The 16445-nt window shown below is 36.2% G+C and carries 14 protein-coding genes and 1 pseudogene; 1 reads left to right on the forward strand and 14 read right to left on the reverse strand.

The window, feature by feature from the left end; translation table 11 throughout:
* Positions 1 to 186 precede the first annotated feature (186 nt).
* The 10 genes and pseudogenes from AC1ECF_RS07075 to AC1ECF_RS07120 form a co-directional block, all read right to left on the reverse strand.
* The gene (locus AC1ECF_RS07075; RefSeq protein WP_480388699.1) at positions 187 to 642 is read right to left on the reverse strand and encodes a hypothetical protein; all 456 of its coding nucleotides are present in this window, start codon (positions 640 to 642) and stop codon (positions 187 to 189) included.
* A gap of 158 nt (positions 643 to 800) precedes the next feature.
* Positions 801 to 1025 carry a PF20097 family protein gene (locus AC1ECF_RS07080; RefSeq protein WP_480388700.1) on the reverse strand — a complete coding sequence of 75 codons (225 nt, stop codon included), beginning with the start codon at positions 1023 to 1025 and terminating at the stop codon, positions 801 to 803.
* A gap of 162 nt (positions 1026 to 1187) precedes the next feature.
* Positions 1188 to 2027: a tyrosine-type recombinase/integrase gene (locus AC1ECF_RS07085; RefSeq protein WP_480388701.1), complete on the reverse strand. Its 840-nt coding sequence runs from the start codon at positions 2025 to 2027 to the stop codon at positions 1188 to 1190.
* Positions 2028 to 2310: 283 nt separating this feature from the next.
* Positions 2311 to 3078 carry a CPBP family intramembrane glutamic endopeptidase gene (locus AC1ECF_RS07090; RefSeq protein ID WP_480388876.1) on the reverse strand — a complete coding sequence of 256 codons (768 nt, stop codon included), beginning with the start codon at positions 3076 to 3078 and terminating at the stop codon, positions 2311 to 2313.
* A 120-nt stretch (positions 3079 to 3198) separates the two neighbouring features.
* Entirely contained in the window at positions 3199 to 4008 is an 810-nt protein-coding gene (locus AC1ECF_RS07095) for a MerR family transcriptional regulator (protein WP_480388702.1), read from the reverse strand.
* A 477-nt stretch (positions 4009 to 4485) separates the two neighbouring features.
* Positions 4486 to 4962 carry an immunoglobulin-like domain-containing protein gene (locus AC1ECF_RS07100; RefSeq protein WP_480388703.1) on the reverse strand — a complete coding sequence of 159 codons (477 nt, stop codon included), beginning with the start codon at positions 4960 to 4962 and terminating at the stop codon, positions 4486 to 4488.
* Between the two features lie 491 nt (positions 4963 to 5453).
* Positions 5454 to 6362 (reverse strand): DUF2268 domain-containing putative Zn-dependent protease, encoded by a 909-nt coding sequence (locus tag AC1ECF_RS07105; RefSeq protein WP_480388704.1) that lies wholly within the window; start codon positions 6360 to 6362, stop codon positions 5454 to 5456.
* Positions 6363 to 6768: 406 nt separating this feature from the next.
* Positions 6769 to 7260, reverse strand: a complete 492-nt coding sequence (locus tag AC1ECF_RS07110) for a hypothetical protein (RefSeq protein WP_480388705.1) — start codon at positions 7258 to 7260, stop codon at positions 6769 to 6771.
* Between the two features lie 252 nt (positions 7261 to 7512).
* The gene (locus tag AC1ECF_RS07115) at positions 7513 to 8013 is read right to left on the reverse strand and encodes a HEPN domain-containing protein (protein WP_480388706.1); all 501 of its coding nucleotides are present in this window, start codon (positions 8011 to 8013) and stop codon (positions 7513 to 7515) included.
* A gap of 178 nt (positions 8014 to 8191) precedes the next feature.
* A pseudogene (locus AC1ECF_RS07120) lies at positions 8192 to 8374 on the reverse strand (IS1595 family transposase); the annotation flags it as partial.
* Between the two features lie 261 nt (positions 8375 to 8635).
* On the opposite strand from AC1ECF_RS07120, the gene AC1ECF_RS07125 reads away from it, so the two are divergent.
* The gene (locus AC1ECF_RS07125; protein ID WP_480388707.1) at positions 8636 to 9640 is read left to right on the forward strand and encodes a nucleoid-associated protein; all 1005 of its coding nucleotides are present in this window, start codon (positions 8636 to 8638) and stop codon (positions 9638 to 9640) included.
* A gap of 589 nt (positions 9641 to 10229) precedes the next feature.
* Here the strand turns inward: AC1ECF_RS07125 and AC1ECF_RS07130 are convergent.
* Genes AC1ECF_RS07130 through AC1ECF_RS07145 form a run of 4 tightly spaced genes read right to left on the reverse strand, consistent with a single transcriptional unit; the run spans position 10230 to position 16438 of the window.
* Positions 10230 to 12824, reverse strand: coding sequence for a VWA domain-containing protein (locus AC1ECF_RS07130; RefSeq protein WP_480388708.1), 2595 nt, complete (start codon positions 12822 to 12824; stop codon positions 10230 to 10232).
* Complete coding sequence (locus AC1ECF_RS07135) at positions 12808 to 14562, reverse strand: vWA domain-containing protein (RefSeq protein WP_480388709.1); 1755 nt, start codon at positions 14560 to 14562, stop codon at positions 12808 to 12810. The genes AC1ECF_RS07130 and AC1ECF_RS07135 overlap by 17 nt, the downstream gene beginning before the upstream one ends.
* 11 nt (positions 14563 to 14573) lie before the next feature.
* Positions 14574 to 15449: a DUF58 domain-containing protein gene (locus AC1ECF_RS07140; RefSeq protein ID WP_480388710.1), complete on the reverse strand. Its 876-nt coding sequence runs from the start codon at positions 15447 to 15449 to the stop codon at positions 14574 to 14576.
* Positions 15446 to 16438 (reverse strand): AAA family ATPase, encoded by a 993-nt coding sequence (locus AC1ECF_RS07145; protein WP_480388711.1) that lies wholly within the window; start codon positions 16436 to 16438, stop codon positions 15446 to 15448. The genes AC1ECF_RS07140 and AC1ECF_RS07145 overlap by 4 nt, the downstream gene beginning before the upstream one ends.
* Positions 16439 to 16445 lie beyond the last annotated feature (7 nt).

A 16445-nucleotide genomic window follows, 5' to 3' on the forward strand; every position in this document is an offset into this window, starting at 1 on the left:
TAAACAATTTACATATATTAACTTATTCAACGCAATTGCAAAAAAACCTCCTTCTTCAACAAACCTGCCCCGTTTGTTAAAGAAGGAATTCAACAAAAAGAGCGTTAATCCCTTCTTGGATCAAGCCCCCATTTGTCGAATAAGAAAAAGAAGATGCCTAAGTAATTGCCGTTTCTAACCTTCAAATTATTGAATAAAGATATTCCCAACGTATTGAGCATTTCCACTATCTGCATTTATGTCAATCACAATCATATACTCACCTTTTTCTTCTGGTAAGTAGAAGTCTTGGCTGTTTTTTTGATATTCTAAATCAATTTTTTTGTCTTCTTGCCAGACTGAAACACTTATTCCATTTGGATTAAAATCCCCATCTTCAAGGTTTATAGTAACTAACTCTCCTGCATTAAAGTATATAACATCTTGTTTTTTTGCGAATGATTGAATATCCTTCGTTTCTTTATTGTACTTTTCATCATAATTCCAATCTATGTTTGCTTCTGCTAAATTTTCGTGGGAGTTAATACCATTTGGAGTAAACACTGAAACAGTTGGTGGAGAAAAATCATATTCTTCTCCAATACATCCTGTTAATAAAAAGACGCAAAACAAACCTACAATCAATTTGAAAAATGTATTCACATATCTTCACTCCTTCACGTTTTTTGACTACTAATTCAATATAATTAACATTGACACTAATAAAATTTAAATGATTTTACTGTCCTTGTTCAACTAAACCGCTCCTTTAGCAGCATAAGAAAAAAAGACCGCTCTTAAAGCAGTCTAGTTCGTAAACTCTATTCTTCATCGGAATAATCAATAAGGACTTTTTTACAATCCTCACATAGATAAGCATCTACATAATTAATTGAAAAGCGACTCTGATTCGATAATAAAACTGATTCTTTATTCAAACTGGGTTCAATACTCAACTTAGATACTTTTGGTACCCAAGCAAGTCTAGTACCACTTTGTAAATACCCTTTTTTCATTCCACTACCACAGTTTGGACATTCATTCAAAAAAATCCCTCCTTACTGTACACTTTCTAAATAATAACATCATTGTTATGTATTCTCTTAACGATCCCATAAATCCTTCTCCGCTAACCTGCCCCGTTTCTACAATAAGGAGTTCAACATAAAAGGGCATTAATCCTCCTTGGTTTAATGCCCCTGTTTATATCAGAAAAACTTTTTATATAGCTCTCGTCTGAGTGTCCCACTTAAATAAGCATAAATCTTAGTCGTTTCACTCTTTTCATGTCCCATCAAATTTTGAATGACTTCTAAAGGCGCCCCATTATTCAATAAAGTAGTAGCATAACTATGTCTCAGCTGATGGGGGTGAATACTTTTGTTAATACCAGATCTCTTAGATATCCGTTTAATAACATATCTCATTTGAGGAATACTCATCCTATGAGGAGCACGAACTGTCACAAATAAAGCCTCCTGATCGTCCTCTCGTTCGTTCAAATACCTCTTTAGCCAAATATCACACCTAGTATTAAAATAGACTTCTCTCTCTTTATTGCCCTTACCTAATACTATTACGGATTGATTAGAAAAGTTGATAGACTGGCGATTTAAATGAACTGTCTCACCTATTCTGCAGCCAGTTGAATACATAAATTCGAACAATGCATTTTCTAATGGGATGTAACAGGCTTCTCTTAAATGCTCGATTTTTTCTTCAGATAAAAACTTTGGTATTCTGATATCTAACTTTGGCTCCTTAATCTTAGAAGCTGGATTACCATTCAAAACATTTTCATCTTGTGCCCACTGAAACAATGATTTAATAAAACGTATCCTATGTCCTAAGCTAGCTGCCTTTAATTGTTCAGCAACTTTCCCAAGATATAGCTTTAAAGAATCAGTAGTTATTTCATCAAGAGAAATATCACCCAAATGCCTAATCAACAAGTTTAATTGGACATTATATGCCTTTAAGGTCTGAGGTGAATACCCTTGGATCTGTTTATCAGCTTTGTATAATTTCCAAGCTTCAGATAGTATCATTCTATTACTCTCCTTCTCTATTTGTAACAGTCTAGACAAATAGAAGGGAAGTAATACATCAATAATTTTAAAACGAATGCCCCAGTTAGTTGAATAAGCACCACTAAAAACTTAATTTACTTTATGTGTTTTAATTTTTCTATTCAAACTTAACATACTTACTATATGATACAGTTCACTGAAACTGTTACTGTTTGAAGGGACAGCATAAGACGCTAATCATTAGAGTCACATAAACCAAATCTTTGTCCAGTCTTTTGCACAAACCAGATTCTCCATTCAATTACCTGTATAAGCACTTTTTATAATTAACTAAGACTAAAACTACAGCCACTATTAAATATAATGCAGAGGTAACTGTAAGAATATTAAGTACGTTTCCAACTTGAATGCCCATAAAATAATTGAAAAGTTGGTGGATCAAAATAGGAATAATGAGATTATGATTCAAGTTATAAATTGCAGTTATGATGATTGATATAGCAACAATGGCACCCAAGAAACAAATGATATATTGCACCAATTGTAATCCAGAGTATCCTGACATAAGCCATAAAGGTGTATGCCAGAAACCCCAAACCAATCCAACGATAATGGCTGATTTTAATGGACTGAATCTTTTTTGCAATTCATTTAATACAAATCCCCTCCACCCTAATTCTTCCCCGAGTGGTCCTAAGATTAAATTGTAGCCAAATACGATAAGAAGTGAAGTCCACGAAGGAGTTAATTGTTCATGTATGGGCAAACCCCACACTTTGTTTGTCATTAAAAGACTACCAATCAAAACCAAAAATTGAATAAGGACGACACACAATACCGTTGATATTCTGATTCTTTCCCTAAATTGGCTTTTTATAAAGTTCCATAGATTCCCTTGAGGGTATATTTTACAGAACATTGTTACGAAGACAAATGTAGCCGTCCATGATGATAGCACTATTAATATATCTACAATGGGCTGAGACTTTAATAGAAACATTGTCAGCCCTATGACAATAAGAAAAACAAAGAACATGACATAGGTCCATAAAATATACTTTTTTAACATTCCACTCAAACCAAACACCCTCCTATATATAAAAAACCAATAGAACAGTTTGAACTTGTTCCATTGGTTATAAAGATAAACTATGGTGTTACCCCCAGGTCAATATCAATAAAAAGTATTTTACTCTTCTTCAACAGGAATATATATTTCTAAGAAGGCTCGTTCTTTGGTATCAAGATATGTAATAAGACGAGTATTAACAAAAGCAACCCCTTTTGGTTTAAGTCCTTGTTCGTTTCCCCATTCTAAAGTAGATTCAAATACTTTATCTTTAATATCATTATTTCCATTTTGATACCTGCCATCCTCAACGATTGTATAGATACATTTAGAATATTGTAAATAACATCCGCTTTTTTCCTTATGTATCGTTTCATGCTTTTCAACAATATACATCCTGGAATCTAGAAACCCGTTTTTATCAAAAGTAAATTTCCTCATGATTTTGCTAAGAATATCATCCTTCATCATATCCATATTTTCCAATATGGTAGGATACTCCAGAAAGGAATAAAAGTCAGAAAACTCATTGATTACTTCATAGATTGGGAATTTTCTTATGGAGTATTGGTTTAAATGTTCTTTTAATTCCTCACAGAATGCTTTTGTTTCTTTTATTTTTTGAAGCATGAATTTATTATTTCGTATGGTTTCTTCTAATTGTTCGGCTTTTATTTCTAATAAAGTTTCCAGTTCTTCTATTGCTCTTCCTTCCTGTAGATTTCTAACTTCTTTCATAGATAAGTTTCTCTTTATATAAAAATCTGCAACCAATAATGTATAAATATCATAATCATTATATTGACGATAATTATTTGATTCATTATGGTTCGGTTTTACAATTCCTTGTTTCTCGTAATACCTTAGTGCATCTCTTGATACACCTAGAATTTCAAATAATTGACTTGTTCTATATGTATTCCTTTCCATTTCATATTGACCTCCTAAAGATATACTATTCATAGAGTAATTATAAAAATTTTACTACATAATCACGGATTTTATTAATATGAGCAAATATATCTTAACAAACTACATAATTATATAGATATCCAATTAAGGATTATCTACCCAATTAATACTAAGAGAGGATTATTTTAATCAATCTTTATTTATATAATCGAACCTTGTGTTAAACGAACAATCTTTTTACAAAACTACAATTAGGTTCTCTTTTTGTATTCTTATTCAACTAACCTGCCCCGTTTGTATAATAAGGAATTAAACAAATAGAGTGTTTTTCAATAAAAAAACTGTAAGCATCAAAGTTGTATAAACAATATTCAAAGGAAAACCCACGAAAGACACAGCATTTCTTGGATTTCTGTTTCTTTCCAAATTTTGATTTGTGAATATTATTTAAGTTTATTTTGTATAGTTTATAAATCCTTATTTCACTAAGAACTGTTAATCCACGTTAAACGAAACAGCTACTCTTTTACTTTTTCTCTCCTCATTGCTGTTAACATGGAATCTAAAAACAACCCTATAAACACCCTCCTGTAAAATAGATGGCGGGATTTTCTGTTCCATTTCCTGACCAAGTTCTAAAACATTTAATTCATCCAATGTTACTGCATCACTATCTGCCGCAACCCAAACGTTATCTTGTAAGTATTCCAATATAGTTCCTTCCCCTGTGTAGTCCACCAATGTTTCGCCATCATTTCTTATTGTAATAACTGGCGTCTCTCCCTGACTGTATCTTTCTTGTTCAACAAATATAGAAATGGAAACATCTTTACTTTTATATGTTGAGTTTATAGTATCCACTTTACTTTGATTTCCGCTGTCTGCATGTTTACTTAGATTTTCTTTATAATTGGATTCTTGCTCCTTCTCTACTTCGTCGCTATTTTGACAGCCCAATAAACCAATTGACATTAATACAATCGTTAATAATAAAGTAATATTTTTAATCTCACATTCCTCCTTTCTTTATTAGTCCCTTAAAAATATAAAAGGTTACAATTGTCTGCCTTTTCTAATTTAAGTTTCTACTATACATACATTCCCAAAGCGGTCTTTGGGGTCTTTAACGTTGTAGCGATTTGTGAGAACGTAAAAAATAATAATATAAAATAATAAGTCAAGTTACCAAACCGTCGTTTGGTAACACTTCTTTACGTGTAAATCTGACGATAGTCCTTGTTGCACTAAACTGCCCCGTTTGTACAATAAGGAATTCAATAAAAAGATTGTTAATCCCTTCTTGGATCAACGCCCCCGTTAGTGTAAGTACATTCTTTCACAAAGTTGATTTCCCTTAATGAAATAAGGAAGCTATTTATTTCTTTCATTACAGGAATGCTGCCCCTTTAGCCTCATAAGAAAAGACATTCAATTCGAAAGTAACTGGTTTAGTTTAATCTAGTTTAATCAAAAAATTTAGAGACTGTTATTATTTCTTCTGTAGGAGTCAGCGTTGCTTCGGCAATACTCTTGCTACTGTTGGCTAAGTATTTCTTAACCAAGTGGTAACCAATTGTATATCCTGCATTCTCTGATAAACCAACTGGATGATACCCTCGTTTTTTAGCAACCTCATCCCCAAACATATAAGCTGCTACTTCACCAAAACCTTTAGTCTTTCGTCCCTCTTTTATCACTTCAATTGAGTATGCCATCTCTTCTTTATCAAAATCTACAATCCAAGGTCCTATAAGCTCTCGCCCGTACATTTCTTCAGCAAAACATTCGGCTAAGCCTTCCAAGACTATATATTCTTCCACGGTCACATCACCGTGATTAAATGGCTCAAATGTAAAACGAACATTATGATTAAACTCGTGTGCTAAAGCAGATTTTAATCGTTTCTTATTAAAATCATTAGGAATAACCATTAGCATAATATATCCTGGTATTCCACCGAAGCCTGAATATCCATTATTTACTTTCATTTCTTGACTATCATCATCTCCTAAAAGAATACACACGTTGATTTTTTTTAGCGGAATCAAATAATCTACCTTTTCAAATTCATAAATTCCTTTTAAAATAACTTCTTGATATTCATCAAAAATTTTAGATTCTATAAGTTTTGGTAAATTATCTTTAACTTGTTGAATAGATTTTCTTGGAGTCCAAATTCCTAACATCTCCGATGCCATAACAACATCGTATCCATTGGGTTGCATTGCTTTTAATGGTACATTTAAATAATCCCACATTGTTTTCATTGGTTGCATTAATTCATATCGAAATGAATTCTCATTAACATTCCCTAATAAACACTTATCATAGAAATCTAAGCTATTGATTAAATTGATTGTTACTTTTTCCATAGTATCCCCTCCTTATCTAACAGCTTAATCCTTGACGTTCCGTTAATGTAAAGATTTTAATCACTTATTGCGATTAACTTCAATTACTTAGTCTAGCTTCTATACAATTCATTATTGATATGGTTCATCGAAATAAATATTAAATTATTGATTTTCCTCGCTACGTCTATCTGTATTGAAAAATGAATAAAACAAAACATCCTATTCAACTAACCTGCCCCGTTTCTACAATAAGGAATCCAACAAAAAGAGCGTTAATCCTTCCTGGATCAACGCACCCGTTAGCAAAAGAACATCATTTCACAATCTTTCCAATATCCGCAATATCATTTAACTTACTGTGCAAGTGGTTTTTTATATGTTGAAAGTGTAGTTAAAGAAGTTTGAAGATATTTATATTCCCAGTTTATTCTTCTGGTTCCCCGATTAAATCCAAAATATAGTTATAGTCAAAAGTTGAATCTTCAATCTTATAATATCCACTTTTGAAACCAGGAATGGAGGAACTAATTCTAATTATATCAGGTGTATCTATAGATATATCAGAAATTAATATTGTATCAGATGCAACAGATTCTCCAAACTTTAACCTTCCATTGTAATACGTATTACTTTCATTGTTTTGCATTTCAATTGCAGTCTTATCTTTTAAAGGTTTTAAGTTTAAGCTGCCGAGATACTCCAAAACTTTCTTACAAGCGTTTGGATCTTGGCATTTTACATTAGTTTCCTCACCTTCAGGAAGGTTTTTGGTGATTATAAATTCAACATAGCTCTCAGATTTATATTCCTTAATAGGATTATGAGAAATATTATAATATATAAAATTAGTGTAAATATAAATAGAAGATAATGAAACAATAATAATTGCCATCACTAGATATATAATTTTTTTCATTTTATTTTTCCCCTCCTTTTCTTTTTGGAATAAATTACATCAACTAAAATCCCTGAATATTCCAATAACTAATTTTAACTTTTCTACAGACTTAGTTCAAGCACCATAATAACACCGACATATAAACCAAAGGCATAGTTGCTTCTTTTCTTTTTGAACTAAACTGCCCCGTTAGTTCTATAAGAAAAAAGAGTTACCTAAGTACCTCATGAACTTTAACTACTCCTCTACTGCAAAAAGGATAAATAAAAATCAATCACCCTTTTTATTATTATGAACTAAGCTATGGAGCGTAAATAATAATTCCATCAAAAACAAAAAATTATAAGCCATATTACCTTGCTCGTACATGTAACGAAAAATCATATATGCTTGACCAATTTCATCAAGTTCTTGTTCGAATTTATCTATGGAAATATTTCCACAAGGGTGCTTTTTCTTTAAATCATCTTGTGTTTTCTCAGGTAATTTCTTAAATAATTTATAGAGATTATGTTCCCTTCTGCAATCAATATTCTGAATTAAAAGCAAGTATTTTAAATATAGTTCACATGCAAATGAAACGTTTGTTAAAAAAGCGTTCCTATAATCATTCAGAATCATATCCTTACATCTAATTGATACTTCAAAATACGCATTCGCTTCGTTGAGACAGTTTTCTGACCATCTTATATAATCTTCATCTGATTTCAAATCTGTCTTAGGATTTTTATGCATTTTTAAGTAAGCTGTCGAACGATTTTCTTTTTCCATAAAATTCACTCCAATAAGATTACATTTTCTTGTTTACATAGACAAATAAATAATCTTATAAATTGAAACACCTCAGAAGTAGTTAAAATGCTTACTCAACTAAATGAACCGATTGTGAACACAAATTAAACAACACTCTTCAACTAACCTGCCCCGTTAGTTGATTAAAGAAATAACCTTAAACAGAAAACTTAGATAATCCAAGTGTATCATATGTTTCAGCACTTGGAATTAAATTCCTTTTTTAAATATCATATTGTTCACCGTAACTTCATTTCACTGTTGATAGATGCTTTCTAATATTTTAAACCACTCAAGGTAATTGTTTTAGATATTTGGTCGCCACACCGTTAATACTCTGTTTCCTGTTAGCCGTCGGGAAAGTGTCCGACACCGTGGAACTTGAGGTTCAAAAAAGAAAGAAGTTATGATTCTAATCATAATATAGAACCATGTCTGCTTCTCATTTGATTTATCTCAACCCTCCTGCTTTTAATGATGAAGGAGTTCTTCATTCCTACATAAAATAACATTTTTCAGACTTCCATATTTCTATTACGAGGGAGAAGAAAATATGGTAAGGTAGAAATTCATTCATACGTGATTTTGGAAGGAGAAAGATATGCTAGACGTAAGCGAAAGTAAATTAGTGCAATATGTCGTCCATCATGTGAGTGACAACTTGATCTTGAGTGATGAGGCAGAAAAAGAACCTGAAGTGCTACTGGAAGCAGCTTTTACACAATTAGCCTTCCACAAAATTGATACTGACCAGCAATATGAATTTTTTCATGAAACCGAAATTGGGTTAAATGAAATATTTACTTATATAAATTCTGTTTTTTATTCAGCAGAAAATTTCTTGAAGCAATCTAGAAATATAGCAACTCATCTTCATAGTGTTTCTCAACACTCAAATATTAAAGAAGGTGAGCTTTTCATTGGCTTGTTTGAAAATTGTTTTTGGCATAATGAAACAACGAAGGCGATAGCCATTGTAAAAATTGAGGATAGAGAAATGTATCTCGATGTGAAGAATGAAGAAAACAACATGAAAATCCATGGTGTAGACGGAATCAATGTTAAAAAGGCGAACAACATGGCAGTTATCGTTGACAATGGTCCAGACAAATCACCAACTGTCTTCATCAAAACAAAGAAAAAGGAAGACGTAGTATATTGGCAAGAACGCTTCCTAAAGCTTAAGATAGCAGATGAAAGCTTCTACAAGACAAACCTTGCCTTAACGGAGTGTAAGAAGTTTATTTTAAAGGAAGAGAGTTTCTCTAATACCGAGAAACTTGGGTATTTGAACAAAACGCTCGATTATTTCCGAAAGGAAGAAGAGTTTGAAGTAGACGACTATGTAGAAGCAGTGTTTGATAAGCCTGACCCTGTCCAAAAGGATATTATTGTGAATGCAGTGAAGCCATACGAGACCGTCATATCAGAGGGAGCTATCGTAAAAGCGGAAAAGAGCTATAAAAGAAAAATAAAGCTAGACTCCAGCATTGAAATACAGGTAAATGTACAAAACGTGGAGGAAGTGGAGCAACTGATTGAACTTGGCTATGACGAGGCAACCAATCGAAAATATTATAAAATCTATTTCCAAGAAGAAGCATAAAGGAAAACGAAAGAAGCTGGGAAAAACCGAATGAGAAGTACTTATAATTCTTAATCATGTTGAGAATTATAAGTACTTTCTTATTATTAGAACTAAGGTTCTCCGCTGCGTCGGACGCTTTCCGTGGGCACGGCTCGAGCCAATTGTCTCTCCCTCGTGCTGTTCCCACAGGAGTCGCCGACGCTTCTCCGAACCAATTAGTGTTTCTTACTAAATTTGAATTCAATTAATAAATTTAATAAAATAGAACTTTTAAAAAAGGAATAGTTTTGTACCAGCCACTTTCTACTTCTACTTCTACTTCTACTTCTACTTCTTTAAGTCACCATGGTGGTTCAGAGAAGTGAGGATAATCGATCAACTTAATCGCAAAATACCCACGGTTAATCGCAAGATATCACCCTGTTATCGCAAGATAAGTCTCCCTAATCATAAAACCAATAACTAGAACGGCAATTAACCCTACCCCTCTACCGCGTTACCCATACAACACCCTATCCATATGATAAAACCCCATTGTTAGACCCAGCTAACAATGGGGGTTCTAATTCTCCTGCTCTCGCTTTCCACCAGCGGACTAATTGGCAATCTATCTCTTTTTCTTCGCCTTTATCAGCTGCTCCATATTGCTTGTAATAACTGGCTCAGTTCGTTCTTCCACTTTCTTTCTTCGGAAAGGAGACAATAATAGGGCGAAACCAAACCTTCTGATTGTTATATCCAAGAAAAAGAGAATGACCGCAAGCAAGATTAAAAACTGCTGGATAGATTGTCTTTCGCTGCTCTTGTTATTCATTTCCCGGAAAGCTTCCGCTTCAGAAGTTAGTACCTTACCTCCTGTACTGCTTGCAATTATATCAAGCAAATCCGCGTTTGGCTTTTGTACCTTATATTCCTCACTGTATGGGATCGAGATTCCGGCTTGGTAAATTGCATTCTCTTCATTTGATATTCGGAAAAATACTAAGCCCGGATCGCTATCGACAGTTACTCTCGATTTTCCAGGAGATAACGGCTCAGAGTTGACCGGTAGCTCCTCTCCTGTTTCATTCACCGCAGCAACTTCAATAAAAGAAGATTTACCGGTAGGATCTGTGACTGTATAGCTTCCGTCACTAGCCTTTTGAATTGTAAAAGGAACCTCGCTATAGGAAGGAAGCAGACGAGACACTGCGGTATTCCAGAAATCTCCCCAGTTCTCCCATCTCGCAAGATCACCACTCCATTCCCCTGTGGAATCGGAGGTAAAAGCAATTGTTCTACCAAGGCCGTACATCCATTCCGCTAAAACCGGATCCTCTTTTTCACTTTCCGCTACAACCGAAGCTGTTTGCTTGGCCGTGGTAGCGATATAAGCATTCATTTGAGGTACCCCATTCGCAAATAGGCTGGTCCATGATGGTTCCCCATAGATAATTGGATAAAATGGATTATCCTCAATATAGGTTCGGGAAATCATCGCAGTTTCTCTCGCCATAATGGAAGGTATGGTCGATTCGTCTGCCACATCATAAAAGGTACCGGAGCCCCAATCTGCAAGATTCTCCAGTAGACCTCTATCCGCATCCTGTCCTACCGCAACGGTGGAAACAGTAATATTTTTCTCTCCAGCGGTTTCTAACAGCTCAGAATATGCACTATTAGATGCTGACTGGCCGTCTGTCAAAAGGATAATATGCTTTCGCTGAAGCTTTAATTCGGCAAGATTCTCAACCGCTAAGGCTAAGCTCGTATAGATTTCCGTTCCACCGCCTACCCCAACAGAGAGAATCGTATCCACGGCTTCTTCCTTATCCTCTAAGGTTGCAGTTTCAATGATTTCCCAAGGACGATCATCAAATGCAATAAAGCCAAGGGTATCCCCTTCTCTCAATAGCTCTACTGAACGAGCGGCTGCCTCTTTTGCATACTCCATTTTGGAGCCGGACATACTTCCGGATCTATCCATTACGATTACTAGTCCCAGGGACGGCAATTGCTCTTTCCCCTTCACTTCCATCTCTACCGGCAACAGTTTTTCGATAGGCGTTTTAAAATAGCCTCCAAGTCCATAGCTTTGATTTCCTCCCACCATCATAAAGCCAACACCGAAGTTTTTCACTGCCTGCTCGATTACTGTCATCTTCTCTTCTCCTACGACGTGTCCTGGCACATTGTCAAAGATGATTGCATCGTAAGCGAGATAATTAGATAAATCGTAAGGTAGTGCACTAGCGTCTATGACATCCGTGCGAATTGCCTGTTGGTCTATTACAGTTGCGATATTTGAATGCTCTCGCTCATGGTTGACTATCAATAGACTTGGAGAGCTTTCCACATTTGTTACGCTCGTTAGCTTATTGTTTTCAATCAGTCCATCGCCTTCTATCACTACCTGTGCATCGTATTTCAGTAGCCCCTCACCTTTTGCAGAATTTCGGAATGTGTAGCTATTCGTTCCCTGCTCAATTACAATTGGCTCTCGGAACAAGAGCTCGTCATTCTGGAATAAAAGCAATTCCCCCTCTGCATTTTGGGTTGCCTCCAGTGTGACGTTGAGCTGCTGCTGTTCCCCTTCAAATGCAACTGGTGGAGTTTCAAATTCCGTGATTGCTACATCCTCCGAAGAGACTCGCTCAATCGGCACGACATCGATACTAATAGTGCCTCCGGAGATTTTCATCAGCTCGTCGTTTACAGATCCAGCTGTTTCATTTCCATCAGAGAAAAGCACAATTCTAGTTGCTAAATTAGCATCCACAATGCCAGTTGCCAGCTGCAATGCTCTGGCAATATCCGTATTTCCTGGCTCCTTCATCGGGGAGAATACTGGTAGATTTACTTTGCCATCTGTAATAGCTACCTCCGATTGGAAATCCTCCGCAAAGGTGTATACCCCGACGATATGGGTATCCTTTTTCGATTCCAAGCTCTTTTCAATCCAACTCACTACTTCCTGCTCCGTGCCTTGGACAGACGCTGATTTGTCTACCAAGAAAAGGACCTGTTCTTCCTTTACTGGGAGTAGAAGATAAAGATTTGTTAGACCAAGAATAAGACAAAGAATCGCTACGATACGAAGTACGAATACCGTTTTCCCTTCCTTCCGAAGCGTTTTCTTATGCTTGATCCAAAACCAAACGAAATAAAGGAGGATAGGGATGAGCAATAAAAAATATAGTGGTTGGTCAACTCGTAAATCCACGTCTTCTTTGCACCTCCCACTCTATGACAAATAAAACAAGTAACACGATTAATAAATAAGGTACAAAGGATTTCTCCTCATATGCCTTCTGTTTTTCTACTTCTGCTCCGCCTATTGTATAAGAGCTGCCCTTGGCTATATTTTTTTCATTTTGGGAAATAGCTACAGAAAAGCTTCTTTCCTCTCCACCGGATCTTAATACATATAATCCTGGCTTTTTAGGAGCAATAAAGGATCCTCCATTTTCAATGGAATACTCATAGGAATCATCCATCGTGTAGATTTCCCATTCATTTGTTCCACCAAGCGATAGTGGTCTGCGTTCGTTTGGCGAGAACGTCCCAAGATATGCATTGCCATTAGAAAGCTGTTCCTTCACACTCCACATAAACAACGGGAAGGATGGGTTCAGTGGCCAGTCTGTCATTTGAATATCTGCTAGTACGACAATATCCCCTCGTGGTGATAGCTGGATAAAAGGATCCTCTCCCACTCTAGCAATCGTTGTATAGCCTTCTATACTTGGATAAATACTATCCACGTATATATTGCTTAAATCAGCAAAAGAAAAGAGTGAATGCTCCTCCATGGAAACCGAACCACTTGCCTCTTTTGCTATTTCATCGTTTCTTCCAATAAATAAGGAAGGGTTCTTTATCTGGTCTATCGAGCTAAACTGATTCGTCACGAGCACTCCATCCTCATCAATCATATTAATTTGCTCGGTTGGAACCGTACTGACATTTATATCAAGGGATTGAAATGCAGTCCTCACCAACGAATGCAGACTACCATCCACATAGACATTAGATAGCTGCTCCGCCATATAAATAGGAATTTCATTATCCAAGGCATAGGAATCTGCACTCTCTATTTTTGCCTTCAGATAGGATGAGCTTGCTAGATCATCAAAGGAAAGAGTGGTCGTCTCATTAGCGGCAATGGTTACCTTCTCTCTTTTAACTTCCTTCTCTTCATTTGAAATAATCAGAGTGGTCGTCTGTTCCTTATCTGACTGATTTTCAATCTGAATTAAGGCGGCAATTCCATTATTCGTTTTCGTTGCTCCAAATCGTTTAATCGATAGATTGGTCACCTCAGCTTGTATGCCTCGTACATTCCAAGTGACATTTTCATATTGTAAAGGAAGAGCCTGCTTATCTAGGTGATCTGTAAATACATAAACCGATGTAGCCTTCTGTTGAAAAAAGGATTGCGCAAAATCCAATGATTTGGGCATATTCTCTTCCTCATAGGTTAACGCAAGCTTTTCTATCGCTTCTTTTATTTCCTTTATATCCGTACTTTGTCGTACGACCACTTTAGGTTGGTTGCCCGTGGTAATCAAGGTAAAAGGTTTATCTGATAATTGCTCGGTTAACTGAAGCATTTCTTTTTTATGTATTTCAAGTAAGCTTTCTCCCTCCACAGAGGTTTCCATCGTTGCAGAGGTATCGACTAGGAAAATAACTTGTTCCCCAGCCAGAGCCTCCGTTTTCCAAAATGGCTGAAGAAGGGCAAGCACCAGCAGAAGCATTGCAAGCATCTGTAGGTAAAACAAGGCATTTTTTTGGAGATGCTTCAAATACGGAGATGCCTTCGTTTCCTTCATTATCTCCTCCCAAAAGAGAGTAGAGGAAACAGCCTGCTTTTTATATTTTTTTCGAAAGAAATAATACAAGAGAACCGCTAATGGAAAGATAAGTGTCCATAAATACGGTAATTGACTAAACCCCAAATTTGCTCACCTCATTGTACCCAGTTTGCTCGCATTAGCTGATGAAATAAAACATGGGAGACCCCTTCGTTCGCATTCACCTGCTGAATTCTCACACCATATTTTCTACATAATAATTCTAAGCCTCTCTGGTGCTGACGCATTTCTTTTTCATAGTTTTCCAATACTCTTGGAGACATCGAAATATTGAGTTGCTGTGCTGTTTCCACATCTTCCAGTTGTACATCTCCCAAAAAGGAAGGAGTAAGCTCTTCGTCTGTTACTACTTGGAGAATTCGTATATCTCCAGCAAATTTCGGTAGCTTTTGCAAAAGTGTTTCCCAATATTCAAGCTTTTCTAGGCAATCAGACACGATAAATAAAACGGTACTATCCTTTGGCAAATGAGATGGGACAGACTTCGCAAAGCTATTCGTCAGCGTCGGCTCCGGTATATCGGACACAAATTTCGTAAACGCCTGTCGGTAGGTTGCTCCCTTTCTTCTAAAAGGTAGAACCTTCTCCTCCGTAGCCACAGAGAATGATAGTCGATCATCCCTCTGCAGCACAATCATGCCCAAAGAAATAACTAGCTGCTTCGCAAAGCTCCACTTTAGGGTACCACCCATCGATTTAGTAGAATCCAGTAGAATATTAACTCTCATTTCCTGTTCATCTAAAAATCGTTTAATAAAGTATTTATCAGTCCTTGCATACACATTCCAATCGATTTGACGCACATCATCCCCAGGATTGTATTCACGAAAATCAGAGAAGTCAAGGGATGCACCAAAACGCTGAGAGCGATGGGACCCTTTATGCTGTCCACGTAGCTTTGACTTAGTGGCAATAGATAGGCGACTAAGCTTACCTGCCCAATCTCTCGGTATTAAATGCTCACTACTCATACCGATTGTCCTTGTTTGATCGTTTGTAGAATAACCTCAATTAAATCGTCAGCGGATTTACCTTCTGCTTCTCCTTCATAATTTAAGAGCAGACGATGTCTAAGTACCGGCTTAGCCACGGTTTTAATGTCCGCAATCGATACATGATATCTTCCAGCAACTAATGCACGAGCCTTTGCAAGCTTAATCAAACTTTGTAAACCACGAGGACCGCTGCCATACTGAACGTATTGTTTAACTTCAGGTACACTTGTAGAATCAGGATGGGTAGCAGTGATAATATCGACAGCGTATTCTAGCATATCATCCGCAATTAATACTTCTTTGACCATCTGCTGAGCATGAATTAATTCCTCGGCATTCATGATTTTTTTAAGCGAAATTACCTGAGCTCCTGTCGTTCTCTTCATAATTTCCATTAGATCTTCTTTGGTTGGATAGGAAACGAGTATTTTACAGAGGAATCTATCCATTTGCGCTTCTGGTAGTGGATAAGTTCCCTCCATTTCAATTGGATTTTGAGTCGCTAAAACAAAGAACGGCTTATCCATTTGCTTTGTTTCCCCAAGCACAGTAACAGTTTTTTCTCCCATTGCCTCTAAAAGCGCACTTTGTGTTTTGGGTGTAGCACGGTTTATTTCATCCGCAAGCACCATTTGACTGAAAATAGGTCCCTTTTGGAATGTAAATTGTTGCTTGCCGTTCTCCATTCTTTCAATCATACTAGTCCCTGTTATATCCGATGGCATTAAGTCAGGCGTAAATTGAATACGAGAGAAGGAAAGATCCAGCACCTCGGATATCGTTCGGATTAACATCGTTTTCCCAAGACCCGGAAGCCCTTCTAGAAGAGCATGGCCGTCTGCTAGCACACAATAAATAGAAAACTCCACTGCTTCCCTTTGCCCAACGATAAATTGGCCAATTTCTTCTCGAACTTCTTCGAGTCGCTTACTCATTTTTACGTATTCCTCTGTTGTTAACGTCATATGCTCC

This window comes from Psychrobacillus sp. Z3-81, assembly GCF_056620325.1.

Bases quoted from the DNA above. Each gene is read 5' to 3' on its own strand.
- AC1ECF_RS07085 (WP_480388701.1), bottom strand. From the start codon at position 2,027: ATGATACTATCTGAAGCTTGGAAATTATACAAAGCTGATAAACAGATC.
- AC1ECF_RS07090 (WP_480388876.1), bottom strand. From the start codon at position 3,078: ATGTTAAAAAAGTATATTTTATGGACCTATGTCATGTTCTTTGTTTTT.
- AC1ECF_RS07095 (WP_480388702.1), bottom strand. From the start codon at position 4,008: ATGGAAAGGAATACATATAGAACAAGTCAATTATTTGAAATTCTAGGT.
- AC1ECF_RS07100 (WP_480388703.1), bottom strand. From the start codon at position 4,962: ATGTCAATTGGTTTATTGGGCTGTCAAAATAGCGACGAAGTAGAGAAG.
- AC1ECF_RS07105 (WP_480388704.1), bottom strand. From the start codon at position 6,362: ATGGAAAAAGTAACAATCAATTTAATCAATAGCTTAGATTTCTATGAT.
- AC1ECF_RS07110 (WP_480388705.1), bottom strand. From the start codon at position 7,260: ATGAAAAAAATTATATATCTAGTGATGGCAATTATTATTGTTTCATTA.
- AC1ECF_RS07115 (WP_480388706.1), bottom strand. From the start codon at position 8,013: ATGGAAAAAGAAAATCGTTCGACAGCTTACTTAAAAATGCATAAAAAT.
- AC1ECF_RS07125 (WP_480388707.1), top strand. From the start codon at position 8,636: ATGCTAGACGTAAGCGAAAGTAAATTAGTGCAATATGTCGTCCATCAT.
- AC1ECF_RS07140 (WP_480388710.1), bottom strand. From the start codon at position 15,449: ATGAGTAGTGAGCATTTAATACCGAGAGATTGGGCAGGTAAGCTTAGT.
- AC1ECF_RS07145 (WP_480388711.1), bottom strand. From the start codon at position 16,438: ATGACGTTAACAACAGAGGAATACGTAAAAATGAGTAAGCGACTCGAA.